Source organism: Candidatus Krumholzibacteriia bacterium, assembly GCA_035649275.1.
Taxonomy (GTDB): domain Bacteria; phylum Krumholzibacteriota; class Krumholzibacteriia.
The window spans coordinates 62,476-75,225 of record DASRJW010000029.1; the positions used below are offsets into that span (position 1 = coordinate 62,476).

A 12,750-nucleotide genomic window follows, 5' to 3' on the forward strand; every position below is an offset into this window, starting at 1 on the left:
CGGCACGGGATGCCATTCTTTGTCCCTCGCGATCCTCACATCAGCGCGACGGAGTGGCTCGTGCAAGGCCGTTGCCTCGATATCGCCAGCATCTCCCGCTACCTGCATCAACTCGCCGAACTGGAAGACGTGCTGCATGTGGAAGGGCACGTCAGCCGCTGCGCCCGCTGCCGCGACAAATTACAGCGCATGAAGCGGCACACCGAAGCGCTGTTCGACGATCACGCCAGTGACGAAGGTGCGGCTCCCCCGTGTTGTCCCTCGCTCCTCGCCTTGGATCACTTCCTGCGCGATGGCCTCAGCGAACGCCAGATGATCCGCATCCAGGAGCACCTGCGGGGCTGCGAGCACTGCCGGCACTGGGCGGTGGCGCGGCGCCCGGAAGCCGTGCGCCCCTGCGGGGCTACGACGGCGCTCCTGGCCACGCGGGCCCCCGATCTCGATCTGCGTGTCGCCACCTTCGGTGTCCGGGTCGCTGACGGCGCCGAGTGGCTCGATCTGAAGATCGCGCCGACGTTGGCAGAAAGACTCGACCTGCCCGAACCGGCGCCACCGCAACCCTACGTGGCCCATGCGCGACAGCTGCACGTCCGCCGTGAGCTCGGTGCCTGGACGCTGCGCGGTCGTGTCGATCTCTTCGGTCCCGAGGGCTTTCGCTTCAGCGCGCGTCTCGAAGGTGCGACGGAGAACTTGGTGCTGTGGACGCGCTCGCGACTCTTGCCGCCGGGGGCGCGCACGCCAGGAGCACCCGGCGTCGCCTGGTTGCTGGAGCCAGGGCACTACTTCCTCGGCCTCGGTGGTTTCGAAACGCCGCTTTTCGCCCTCTGCGTCGAGAGCGATTTCCTCGCCCCCGCGAGCCTGGCGGCGAGCGGTTACGACGCCTGCCGCTACGGTCGCTTTCGTTGGGCTCTGTCCTGCTTCACGCGCGCCATGAGCCAGAGTCCCGGAGAAGGCGTCTATGCCGAGCTGCATCACCGCACACGTCAGTTCGCCGATCGTTTCGGCCTCGCGGCAGCGGATGGCGATTGGCGCTGGCGCGAGGCCACGGTGCCTTCCCCGCCCCGGCCACCGTTGCGGCGCATCGACCTCGCGGCATGCACGCCGACGCCGGCGCGCATCGCCGGGCTCGTCGGCACCCTCGGCCGGTGGGCAGCGGAAGCGAGCGCCGAGGGCATCGGCCCGGGGACGGTGCTGGTGTCCAGACGGCGATTCCGCGCCGCTTTCGCCACTTTCCTGCCGCGGCTGCACCGCCTGCTCCCGACGCGGAGCGCTCCGTAGGATCCCCGATACAGACGCTCTAACTGCTTGCCACGCAACGATTGTTTGCATGGCCCGCGTTGCCGGGGAGCGGCTGTCGTGGGTTCGTGATGCTGGCCCAGTGCACGAGAGGCCTTTGCCTTTGCCTGGCGAACCCCTTAGATTGTCTGGGAGGAAGGTGGTACCTCGCAGGCATTCGTCCACCACGGGGGCTCCGGGCTTCGCACTGCGGATCGCGCTCGTCGCTCTCGCCTGTCCCTCCTGGTGGTTCGCATCGTTTGCGCAGCTGGGGGCACCAGGAGGTGGGCCATGAAAATCACCGACATCCGCGTCCTTCTCCGTGACGACGAAAAACTGAAGGCCTTCGTCTCGGTCACTTTCGACAACGCCTTCGCCGTTCGCGGCATGAAGATCATCGAAGGCGCCAAGGGCACGTTCCTGGCGATGCCCTCGCGCAAGACGCCGGAAAACGTCTATGTGGACGTCGCCTTCCCGATCAATCGCGAGACTCGGGCCTGGCTCGAAACGCACGTGATGCGTGCCTACGAGGATGCCGTGCGCGCCCGCGCCAACGGCCTGCCCGATCCGCTGCCTCCGATCCGACCCATCGAAGTGACCGGGTAGCACCGAGCTCCCGGCGCACGCGAGAACACGGGGGCCCGTGCAGGGCCCCCGCATACCGAGCCGACATTCCCTCTCGCACGGGCAATTTGCTACTTTCCGGGCCGTCGCTGCCTGGGAGGTCCGCGTGCGTCCCCGTCGCTTCGGTGGGGCCGAAGGCTTCGGCTTCAGTCTCGATCTCACCCCCGTGGTGCGGCGCTTGCTCGTCGCCAACTTCGGCGTCTGGTTGGTGCAGGTCGCCTTCGGTCTCTCCGGGAGCTCGCTGTTCGAGGACTGGTTCGCCTTGGATCCGGCTCGAGCGCTGCCATGGCGACCGTGGCAGCTCTTCACCTACATGTTCCTGCACAGCGCCCCGGGCCCGGGGCATGGGGGCAACCCCATGCACCTGCTCATCAACATGCTCATGCTGGCGGTGGTGGGAGGGCCGGTGGAGCGGCGCCTGGGGGGGCGGCGCTTCTGGCGCTACTACGCTCTCTGCGGACTGGCCGGCGGTGTCCTCACCCTGGTGCCCCCGTTTCGCGCCACCACCGTCGGGGCCTCCGGCGCGGTGCTGGGCGTGTTGGTGGCGTTCGGCCTCTTCTATCCCGATACGCCCATGTTCATCTTCTTCTTCTTTCCCCCCGTGCCGGCGAAGCTGGTGGTGCTGTTCCTGGCGCTGCTCAACTTGATGTCGGCGGCGACCGCCGGGCGCGACGGCATAGCCTACATGGCCCATGTCGGCGGCATGGCGGCGGGGTACTGCATGCTGCGCGGCGTCCCCTTCACCGGCCGCGTGCAGCGTTGGTGGCGCCGTCAAGGCGCTGCCAGTCGGGCGCGACGTCGCGAGGCGAGGCGCGATCAGCTCGACGCGATTCTGGACAAGATGCACCAACAGGGTAAGGAGAGCCTGTCGCAGGAGGAGTGGAAGATCCTCCTCGAAGCCAGCCGGCGCCGGCACGAGGAGTGAACCGGGCGGCGCCGCTTTCCCCCTTGCTTTTCGAGCGCATGGCCGCTAGCCTGGCGTGGTTTGTCGATGAGGCGCAACAGGACTCGAGACCCGTGGAGAGTGGCCTCGAGGGTCGTGAGGTGCGCGGCGGGGAACAGGAGGGGTTCCCATTGCTCCTGAACCTCGAAACTTCCTGCGCTACTCTCACCTCGGCGTGCAGTTCGTCATCATCACCATTGCTTTCGCCTTTGGAGGAGCCTGGCTCGACGAACGCCTCTCGGCCGGGGGCCTCGTGACGCTGGCGGGCATCTTCGCCGGAGCCGCGATTGGCTTCTACCTACTCTACCGAGAGATCCCGCGGAAGTAGGGCCCGGATTCCCCTCCGCCTTTCCTGCCTCACCCTGGCGCTGTGCGCCGCGGCCGCGTACCCTGCGTACCGGTTCGGTGGGCGGGAGAGTGTGCTGAGCATGCTGCTCGGGGCGGGGCTGAGCTGGATGACGATCACGCTCAGCTACGTGCTCCTGGCCTGGGTCTGGCGCCGGTCGCGGCAACTGCAGGTGGCCCTCGTGACCGCGGGCTTCTTGGTGCGGGTGGCTCTGCTCTTCGGGTTGTTGGCGTGGATCGCTCGCACCTTCGTCGTGAACCTGAACCAGCTGGTCCTCTGGCTCGTCGTCTTCTACTTCGTGCTCGTCGTCGTCGAGGCGCGGGAGCTGGCGGCGGCAGAACGACAGCGGTCCCGGGAGGCTTGAGGCGTGCCGCATGATCCGGATCGGATTCCAATCATCGAGCATCTGGCCGACACGCGGGACACCATTCTAGGCAGCAACCTGCCCCTCGGCATCACCCAGCACGTCCTCATGCTCTGGGTCGCGACTCTGCTCCTCATCATCGGTCTCAGTCTGGCGGCGCGGCAGAAGGGCGACGTGCCCCGGGGAGCGCGCAACTTCCTCGAACCCCTGGTGCTTTTCATCCGCAACGCCGTGCTTCTGCCCAACATGGGCGAGGAAGGCTTGCGCTACCTGCCGTTCCTGCTCACGCTCTTCTCTTTCATCTTGATGTGCAACCTCTTGGGACTGATTCCCGGTGGGGCCACGGCCACGGCGAACATCTCGGTCACCGCCACCCTCGCGGTGGTCAGCACCCTGGTCACCCACGCCGCCGGCATCCGTCAGAACGGCATCGGGCGCTATCTGAAGGGGATCGTCCCTGCGGTGCCCTTCTGGCTCTGGCCCCTCATGCTCGTGGTCGAGATCATCGGCATGCTCGCCAAGCCCTTCGCCCTGGCGATCCGACTCTGGGCCAACATGAACGCCGGACACATCGTGCTCCTCGTCATCATGGGCTTCATCTTCTTGTTCAAGAACTGGGGCGTGGTCGGGATCTCCCTCGCCGGCGGAGTGGCGCTCTCGATGCTGGAGCTGTTCGTGGCCCTGCTCCAGGCCTACGTCTTCACTTTCTTGACCGCAGTGTTCATGGGCCTGGCGCTCCACCCGGGGCACTAGGCGACCGCCACCTGAGAGGGAGGAATCGCGATGGATGGTCTCGGATTGCTGGGGGCAGGCATCGGCGCAGGGGTCGCGGTGATCGGCGCCGGCATCGGGATCGGCAAGATCGCCGCGAGCTCGGTGGAGAGCATCGCGCGCCAGCCGGAGGCGTCGGGCGAGATCCGCGGCAACATGATCCTGACCGCGGCGCTGATCGAAGGGGTGGCGCTCTTCGCTTGCGCCATCTGCTTCATGATCCAGAGCAAGTGAGCGATCGCGGCCCGCGTGCCGCCGCGCTCTCGCGGAGCGGCGGCGCCTGACCCGAGCCCGGAGGTGTGGACATCCGAACCCGACGCAAGCAGGCGCACGGCGCCGCTCTGGGGTTGGCGCTGCTCCTTCTCGCTGGCCTTGCCGTCCCGGCGCTGGCCCAGCATGGCCAGCCGGCGGATTCGCTGCCGGAGGCGCGAGGCGGCGCAGCAGCGTTTGCCGAGGCCGGGGGCGAGCACGCCGCGGCGCCGAGCATCATGAACGTGGACCCGGGTCTCATGATCTGGACCGTGATCACCTTCGTGATCCTCCTCGTGGTGCTGCGGTTCACCGCCTGGAAGCCCCTGATCGCCGCCCTGGAAGCGCGGGAGCAACGCATCCGCGAGGCCATCGCCCAAGCCGAGAAGGCACGGGAAGAAGGCGAGGGCCTGCTGGCGCGCTACCGCGCCCAGCTGCAGGCGGCGAAGGAGGAAGCGCAGCAGATCATCGAGGCGGGCAAGACGGCGGCCGAGCGGCTGCACCAGGAGATCCTCGACAAGGCCAGGGTGGAAGCGGAGGAGTCGGCGCAGCGGGCCCGGCGCGAGATGGATCTCGCCGTCGAGCAAGCGAAGAAGGAGCTGTGGGAGGAAGCGACGCGCTTATCGACGCTGCTGGCGGAGAAGATCCTCGAGCGTCACCTGGATGACAAGGATCACCGCCGGCTGGTGGAGCAGGTGCTGGAGGAATTGCGCGGGGCGCCGCGTTCCTGAAGCGGGAGGAGCGAGCATGCGAGTGCAACCGGTGGCGCAGGTCTACGCCGAGGCCTTGCTCTCCCTCGCCCGCCAGCGGGAGCAGATCGAGGCCGTCGGCACCGAGCTCGGCGAGCTCGCCGCCCTCGTGGCCAGCCATCCCGAGGTGGCGAACTTCCTGGAGACGCCGGTGCTGGAGCCGGAGGTGCAGAAGCAGGCCCTCGAGCAAGCCCTCGGCGGGCGCGTGCAGCGGCTGCTGGTGGACTTCCTCTCTCTCTTGATCGACAAGGGGAGGATCGGGGCCCTCGCGGCGATCGCCATCGCCTACCGCGACCTGGCAGACCAGGAGGCCGGGCGCACCCGCGTGCAGGCGGCCACGGCCAAACCCCTCCAGGCGGAGAGCGCCGAGAAGCTCGTCACGCTCCTGCAAGCGCGGCTGCAGCGGCAATGCATCCTGGAGACGAAGGTGCAGCCCGAGCTGCTGGGAGGGCTCGTGCTCAGCATCGGGGACACGATCTACGACGGCTCGTTGCGCGGCCGGCTGCAACGCCTCCGCCACGCCATGATGAGGAGCAGCGGCTATGAAAATTAGGTCGGAGGAGATCGCTTCCGTCATTCGCAAGCAGATCGAGGAATACCGCAGCCAGCTCGACGTGTCCGAGGTCGGCACCGTGCTCGAGGTGGGGGACGGCATTGCCCGCATCCACGGTCTCTCCAACGCCATGGCGGCGGAGATGCTGGAATTCGAAGGCGGCGTGCAGGGGCAGGTGCTCAACCTGGAGGAAGACTCCATCGGTGCCGCCATCTTCGGCGACCACCTGCAGATCCGCGAGGGGCAGAAGGTCCGCAGCACCGGGCGCATCCTCGAGGTGCCGGTGGGACAGGCGCTGGTGGGCCGCGTGGTCGACCCGCTCGGGGAACCGATCGACGGCAAGGGCCCGGTGAAGGCGGACCGCCGCCGCGCGGTGGAGATGATCGCCCCGGGCATCGCCGACCGGCAGCCGGTGAACACGCCGCTGCAGACCGGTCTCAAGGCCATCGACGCCATGACCCCCATCGGGCGCGGCCAGCGCGAGCTCCTGATCGGCGACCGCAAGACCGGCAAGACCGCCATCGCCATCGACACGATCATCAATCAGAAGCAGGAGAATGTGGTCTGTGTCTACGTCGCCATCGGCCAGAAGGAGTCCACCGTGGCCGGCGTTGTCGACACCCTCGCGCGCCACGGCGCCATGGACTACACCATCGTCGTCTGCGCCTCCGCCGCCGATCCGGCGCCGTTGCAGTACATCGCCCCCTACTCCGGCTGCGCCATGGCCGAAGAGTTCATGTACAACCAGCACCGGGACACGCTGGTGATCTACGACGACCTCACCAAGCAGGCGCAGGCCTACCGCCAGCTGGCGCTGCTGCTGCGCCGGCCGCCGGGGCGCGAGGCTTACCCCGGCGACATCTTCTACCTGCACAGCCGCCTGCTGGAGCGAGCGGTGAAGCTTTCCGACGACCTCGGCGCCGGTTCGCTCACGGCGCTCCCCATCATCGAGACCCAAGAAGGGGAAGTGTCGGCGTACATCCCCACCAACGTGATCTCCATCACCGACGGGCAGATCTACCTGGTGCCGGACCTCTTCTTCGCCGGCGTGCGCCCCGCCGTGGACGTGGGCATCTCGGTGTCCCGCGTCGGCGGCAAGGCGCAGGTGAAGGGGATGCGGCAGGTGGCCGGTTCGCTCCGACTCGATCTGGCGGCGTTCCGCGAGCTCGAGGCCTTCGCCCAGTTGGGCACCGAGCTCGATCCGGCCACCCAGGCCAAGCTCGACCGCGGGGCGCGCATGGTGGAGCTCCTCAAGCAGCGCCAGTACCAACCCATGCACGTGGTGGATCAAGTGCTCAGCATCTATGCCGGCACCAAGGGGCACCTGGACGCCATTCCGGTGGCCCAGGTGCGGGAGTTCGAGCGCCGCTTGCTGGAAGCCTTCCGCACCACGCACCAGGAGCAGCGGAAGCGCCTGGAGGCGGCCAAGGCCATCCCCCAGGAAGCGGTGGCGGAGCTGGACCAAACGATCGAGAAGCTGCGGACGGAATTCCTGGCGGCGCTGCAAGGCGCCGGGCGCTGAGGAACGGAGCAGTCGATGGCGAAGGCGAAGGCGATCCTCCGGCGCCGGCGGGTGGTGACGAACACGCGCAAGATCACCCGCACCATGGAGCTCGTCTCCACTGCCAAGTTCCGCCAGTCCTTCGTCCGCTTCGAAGGTTCCAGGCCCTACTACGAAACCATGCAGGAAGTGGTGAGGGAACTGTCGCGGGCGGATCTCGGGGTGGAGCACCCGCTCCTGGAGAAGCGCGAGCCGGCGCGCCGCGCCACCCTCCTGGTGTTGACCTCGAATCGCGGTCTGTGCGGCGGCTTCAATACCCATCTCTGCCGCACGGCGCGGGATTACGCCGCGGAGATAGCGGCGGCCGGGATGACGCTGGATCTGCACGTCGCCGGCAAGAAGGGGATCGGCTTCTTCAAGTTCCGCGGCGCCGCGATCGCCGCGGGCTACACCGCCTTCGGCGACAAGCCGCGCTACACCGACGTCGAGACACTGGCGGAAACACTCCTCGCCGCCTACACCAGCCAGCGCACCGATCGTGTCGCCGTGGTGTACCAGCGTTACGTTTCCGCCGCCGTCCAACGCCCGCAGCTGGACGTGCTGCTGCCCATGACGCCGCCGCCGGCGGCGCCGGCCGCGAGTGTCGCGGGTGGCGAGGTCCTCTTCTCCCCCGCGGCCGCCGAGCTGCTGCAGCGACTGCTGCCGGCGGTCTTCAAGACCACGCTCTACCAGTTGTTCCTCGAGACCGCGGTGGGGGAGCAGCGGGCGCGCATGGTGGCGATGAAGAATGCCACGGACAACGCGGAAACGATGATCAAGACGCTGACGCGGATGTACAACCGGGCGCGGCAGGGACAGATCACCAACGAGATCTCCGAGATCATGGGCGGGGTCGAGGCGCTCCAGTAGCGTCCGCCGCCTGCAACCCCAGGACGGGTGAGGCAAGACGATGGCGACAGGCAAGATCGTGCAAGTGATCGGGTCGACGCTGGACGCACAGTTCCCCGAGGCGGAGCTGCCGTCGATCTACAACGCGCTCCAGGCCGAGGTGGAGCGCCAAGGCCAGCGCAGCACGCTCTGGTGCGAGGTGCAGCAGCACCTGGGTGGGAGGAAAGTGCGCGCCGTGGCGCTGGGCTCCACCGATGGCCTGCGCCGCGGCATGCCCATCGTGGACATGGGGGGCCCCATCACCGTGCCGGTGGGGGAGACCACCTTGGGTCGCGTCTTCAACCTGGTGGGCGAGCCAGTGGACAAGAAGGGACCGGTGGAGGTGCGGGAGCGCCGGCCGATCCACCACGAGCCCCCGGAGTTCAGCGAGCTGGAGCCCAAGACCGAGATCTTCGAGACCGGGATCAAGGTCGTGGACCTGCTGGCGCCGTACGTGAAGGGCGGCAAGACCGGGCTTTTCGGCGGCGCCGGTGTCGGCAAGACCGTCATCATCCAAGAGCTCATCCACAACATCGCCCAGGTGCACGGCGGCTTCTCCGTCTTCGCTGGCGTCGGCGAGCGCACCCGCGAGGGCAACGACCTGTGGCTGGAAATGCAGGAATCCGGCGTCATCGATCGCACCGTGCTCGTCTTCGGCCAGATGAACGAACCGCCCGGGGCCAGGTTGCGCGTCGGCCTCTCGGCTCTCACGATGGCCGAGTACTTCCGCGACGAGAGCGGCGCCGACATCTTGCTCTTCATCGACAACATCTTCCGCTTCACCCAAGCGGGCTCGGAGGTCTCGGCGCTTCTCGGCCGCATGCCTTCCGCCGTGGGTTACCAGCCGACCCTGTCGACGGAAATGGGGGAACTCCAGGAACGCATCACCTCCACCCAACACGGTTCGGTGACCTCCATCCAGGCCATTTATGTCCCTGCCGACGACTACACCGATCCGGCCCCGGCGACAGCGTTCACGCACCTGGACTCCACCACCAACCTGTCGCGGGCCATCGCCGAGAAGGGGATCTATCCGGCGGTGGATCCCCTGGAATCGACCTCGCGCCTCATGGATCCTCACTACGTCGGGGACGAACATTACCAAGTGGCCCGGGAGGTGCAGCGCATTCTGCAGCGCTACAAGGACCTGCAGGACATCATCGCCATCCTCGGGATGGACGAGCTCTCGGAGGACGACAAATTGCTGGTGGCGCGGGCCCGCAAGATCGAGCGCTTCCTGTCCCAGCCCTTCCATGTCGCCGAGACCTTCACCGGCTTCAAGGGCATCTATGTGAAGCGGGAAGACGCCATCCGTTCGTTCAAGCAGGTGGCGGCAGGCGATCACGACCATCTGCCCGAGGGGGCTTTCATGTACGTCGGGACCATCGAGGACGCAGTGGAAAAGGCGAAGCAGATGGGTGCCAAGGTCTAGCGAACGAGCCCCAGTCGCGCCGGCCGCGGTCGCCGCGCCTGCGCCGGGCCGCGGCGCCTGTAGATGGAGCAGCACATGGCGGAACCATTGCGCGTGCGGGTCGTGACGCCGGAGAGCCCGGTGTTCGACGGCGTGGCCGATCTCGTCGTCGTCCCAGCGCACGATGGCGAGATGGGGATCCTGCCGCGGCACGTGCGCTTCCTCGGCGCGCTCGGTGTCGGCGAGCTGCGTTTGAGCCGCGGCGGCGAGCTGCAGCGCTTCTTCCTCGAGGGCGGCTTCGTCCAGGTGCGCCCCGGGTTCGTCACCGTGCTCTGCGACCGCGCCACGCCCCTCGATGGCCTGGATCCCGCCGCCTTGGAAGCGGCGGCGGCGCAGGCCCGCGCCGCCGGCGCCCCGAATGCGGCGGCGCTGCAGGAGCGGGCCGTCGTCGCGCGCCGGGTGGCAGCGAGACGTCGGGAATAGTCGGAGTAGGATCTCCACCTCGTCGTGCCAGGCGCCGGCGAACGTGGTGGCGTCAGGTGTCCAATCAAGGAGCTGGTGATGAAGTCGATGCTCTGCGCTTTTTCGTGCTTCTTGTGGGTCTTCTCGGCGGCTGCCGCCTGGGGACAGACCGGCGCCGCGCCGGACAGCGCCGCCGCGCCGCCGGACAGCGTGGTCGTTCCGCCGCCGGCAGCCACGCCGGCGCCTGCCGCGGCGGCGACGGCCCCCACCCAGCCGCCGCCCGCAGCCCCGGCAGCCACCGGTTCGAAGAGTCTGAAGGACCGGATCTACTTCGGTGGCCAGTTGACCCTTTCCTTCGGCGACCCCAGCAGCATCGGCATCGCCCCGATGGTGGGCTACAAGATCACCCCGAAGCTCTCCGCCGGCGCCAAGATCGGCTACGAGTACGTGCACTACGACGACTTCGACCAGTCGGCGCACAACTGGGGTGGCAGCGTCTTCGGACGCTATCGCCTCGTCCCGCAGCTCTATGCCCACGCCGAATTCCAGGCGATCAACTACGAGATCTTCACCAGCCGCACCACCTCCAGCAGGGAGACCGTGCCCTTCGTTCTCCTCGGCGGCGGTTTCATGAAGAGGATCGCTCCCAACACCTGGGGCTACGTCGAGGTGCTGGTCGACGTGCTGCAGGACGAGAACTCCCCCTACGACGACTGGGACCCAGTGGTGACCTTCGGCGTCGGCGTGGGCTTCTGAGTGCCGTGGCGGCTGCGCGCCGGCCCTCGCCAGCTGCCGCTTCTCGTCGTACCCTTTCTCGAAGGCCGGCGGGCGCCTGTCGCCGGCAGGCGCGCCACGACGTCGGGAGAGTCCCGATGCCGCCGGCGGCAGCGGAAGGCTCCGATGGCAGCGCAACCTACACTGCAGACGCTGGGTTCCCTCCGCTCTGCCGGGATCCGGCCGTTGCCGGTGAAGGAAGAGCTCCGGCGCAACCTCAGGCGCCGGAAGAGCGCCGGCGAGCCCGTCTTCACCGGCATCATCGGGTACGAGCACACCGTCATCCCGCAGCTCGAGAATGCCCTCTTCGCCAAGCACGATTTCCTCCTCCTCGGGCTGCGCGGCCAGGCGAAGACGCGACTGCTGCGGCAGCTGACCGAGCTGCTCGACGAGTGGGTTCCGGCGGTGGCGGGCTGCCAGATCAACGACGATCCCTATGCCCCCCTCTGCAAGCGCTGCCGGCGCCTGGCGGCCGAGGCCGGCGACGAACTGCCCCTCGCCTGGATGCACCGTGACGAGCGCTACCACGAAAAGCTGGCGACACCGGACGTGACCATCGCCGATCTGATCGGCGACATCGATCCCATCAAGGCAGCCCGCGATCGGCTCACCTTCGCCGACGAGGAAGTCATCCACTTCGGTATCGTGCCGCGCACGCACCGCGGCATCTTCGCCCTCAACGAGCTGCCGGACCTGCAACCGCGCATCCAGGTGGGCCTGCTCAACATCATGGAGGAGAAGGACTTCCAGATTCGCGGCTTCCCCGTGCGCTTGGGGATCGACGTCCTCATGGTGTTCGCCGCCAATCCCGAGGACTACACCAACCGGGGCAACATCATCACGCCCCTCAAGGATCGCATCGCCTCCCAGATCCTGACCCACTACCCGCAGAACTTGGCGGATGCCATCCGCATCACCGATCAGGAAGCCTGGACGGAGCGCGGCATCGCCTTCCAGGTGCCGGACTATTTCCGGGAGATCGTCGAGCAGGTGGCCTTCGAGGCGAGGCGTAGCGAGTTCGTCGACCAGTCGAGCGGGGTGTCGGCGCGGGTTTCCATCGCCGCCTACGAGAATCTGCTCTCCAATTTGGAGCGCCGCGCCTTGGCGACGGGAGAGGAGCCGGTGCGGCCGCGCATCCTGGATCTGCAGGCCATGGTGCCGGCGCTTTCCGGCAAGATCGAGCTGGTCTACGAAGGAGAGCAACAGGGTCCCGACGCGGTGGCGCGGCACCTCATCGGCCAAGCGGTGAAAACGGTCTTCGCCCGCCATTTCCCGCCGGTGGCCCGCGAGGGGGCGCGGCGGCGCACGGCTGGCGGTGGCGCGGAGGAACGCGGCTCGGCAGGGCGCGGCGGTCACGAGGGCGGGGCAGCGCGACGCCAGGCTCCGGAGGACGAGGCGGCGGCGAAGGAGCGGAGCACCGTCTACGACCGCATCGTCGGCTGGTTCTCCGGCGGCAAGCGCCTGGAGCTCTCCGATTCCATGCGCGAGGCCGAGTACGCCGCGGCGCTGCGTCAGGTGGACGGGCTCGAAGACGTGGCCGGGCGCTACCTGCGGCTCGCGGACGAGAGCGCCCTGCCGGGGGTCATGGAGTTCGTCCTCGAGGGCCTGTACCAGAACTCCTTCGTGGCCAAGGAAAGCGTCGAGCGCAGCACCTTCTACAGCGACATGCTGCTGCGTATGTTCGATGGGATGAGGCGCGGTTGAGCCCGCAGGCGCCGCCCTCCATCCAACGCCAAGGCGCGACCGAGCCTGGGAACTCCTGAGTCCGTCGGGTGCAGACGCTGCAGTAAGGGAGCGTGAC

At 67.8% G+C, this 12,750-nt stretch carries 15 protein-coding genes; all 15 read left to right on the forward strand.

Annotated elements, in window-relative coordinates; genetic code table 11:
* Positions 1–60 precede the first annotated feature (60 nt).
* The 15 genes from VFE28_02970 to VFE28_03040 all read left to right on the forward strand — a co-directional run bounded on the left by VFE28_02970 (position 61) and on the right by VFE28_03040 (position 12,653).
* Complete coding sequence (locus VFE28_02970) at positions 61–1,278, forward strand: zf-HC2 domain-containing protein (GenBank protein ID HZM14941.1); 1,218 nt, start codon at positions 61–63, stop codon at positions 1,276–1,278.
* Between the two features lie 288 nt (positions 1,279–1,566).
* The gene (locus VFE28_02975; protein ID HZM14942.1) at positions 1,567–1,881 is read left to right on the forward strand and encodes a SpoVG family protein; all 315 of its coding nucleotides are present in this window, start codon (positions 1,567–1,569) and stop codon (positions 1,879–1,881) included.
* Between the two features lie 124 nt (positions 1,882–2,005).
* Complete coding sequence (locus VFE28_02980; protein HZM14943.1) at positions 2,006–2,824, forward strand: rhomboid family intramembrane serine protease; 819 nt, start codon at positions 2,006–2,008, stop codon at positions 2,822–2,824.
* A gap of 172 nt (positions 2,825–2,996) precedes the next feature.
* Positions 2,997–3,170, forward strand: a complete 174-nt coding sequence (locus tag VFE28_02985) for an AtpZ/AtpI family protein (GenBank protein ID HZM14944.1) — start codon at positions 2,997–2,999, stop codon at positions 3,168–3,170.
* A 100-nt stretch (positions 3,171–3,270) separates the two neighbouring features.
* Positions 3,271–3,552: a hypothetical protein gene (locus VFE28_02990; GenBank protein ID HZM14945.1), complete on the forward strand. Its 282-nt coding sequence runs from the start codon at positions 3,271–3,273 to the stop codon at positions 3,550–3,552.
* Positions 3,553–3,555: 3 nt separating this feature from the next.
* Positions 3,556–4,305: a F0F1 ATP synthase subunit A gene (atpB, locus tag VFE28_02995; protein HZM14946.1), complete on the forward strand. Its 750-nt coding sequence runs from the start codon at positions 3,556–3,558 to the stop codon at positions 4,303–4,305.
* A gap of 30 nt (positions 4,306–4,335) precedes the next feature.
* Positions 4,336–4,557 carry an ATP synthase F0 subunit C gene (atpE, locus tag VFE28_03000; protein ID HZM14947.1) on the forward strand — a complete coding sequence of 74 codons (222 nt, stop codon included), beginning with the start codon at positions 4,336–4,338 and terminating at the stop codon, positions 4,555–4,557.
* 65 nt (positions 4,558–4,622) lie between these two features.
* Positions 4,623–5,303 (forward strand): F0F1 ATP synthase subunit B, encoded by a 681-nt coding sequence (gene atpF, locus VFE28_03005; protein HZM14948.1) that lies wholly within the window; start codon positions 4,623–4,625, stop codon positions 5,301–5,303.
* Between the two features lie 16 nt (positions 5,304–5,319).
* Complete coding sequence (gene atpH, locus VFE28_03010) at positions 5,320–5,874, forward strand: ATP synthase F1 subunit delta (protein ID HZM14949.1); 555 nt, start codon at positions 5,320–5,322, stop codon at positions 5,872–5,874.
* Complete coding sequence (gene atpA / locus VFE28_03015; protein ID HZM14950.1) at positions 5,864–7,396, forward strand: F0F1 ATP synthase subunit alpha; 1,533 nt, start codon at positions 5,864–5,866, stop codon at positions 7,394–7,396. The genes atpH and atpA overlap by 11 nt, the downstream gene beginning before the upstream one ends.
* A 15-nt stretch (positions 7,397–7,411) precedes the next feature.
* Positions 7,412–8,284, forward strand: a complete 873-nt coding sequence (gene atpG / locus VFE28_03020; protein HZM14951.1) for an ATP synthase F1 subunit gamma — start codon at positions 7,412–7,414, stop codon at positions 8,282–8,284.
* Positions 8,285–8,324: 40 nt separating this feature from the next.
* Positions 8,325–9,734: a F0F1 ATP synthase subunit beta gene (gene atpD, locus VFE28_03025; GenBank protein HZM14952.1), complete on the forward strand. Its 1,410-nt coding sequence runs from the start codon at positions 8,325–8,327 to the stop codon at positions 9,732–9,734.
* 75 nt (positions 9,735–9,809) lie between these two features.
* Entirely contained in the window at positions 9,810–10,196 is a 387-nt protein-coding gene (gene atpC, locus VFE28_03030; GenBank protein ID HZM14953.1) for an ATP synthase F1 subunit epsilon, read from the forward strand.
* A gap of 78 nt (positions 10,197–10,274) precedes the next feature.
* A complete protein-coding gene (locus VFE28_03035) occupies positions 10,275–10,931 on the forward strand; it encodes a hypothetical protein (protein HZM14954.1) in 657 nt (218 codons plus the stop codon).
* Between the two features lie 144 nt (positions 10,932–11,075).
* Positions 11,076–12,653, forward strand: a complete 1,578-nt coding sequence (locus VFE28_03040) for a magnesium chelatase (protein ID HZM14955.1) — start codon at positions 11,076–11,078, stop codon at positions 12,651–12,653.
* Positions 12,654–12,750 lie beyond the last annotated feature (97 nt).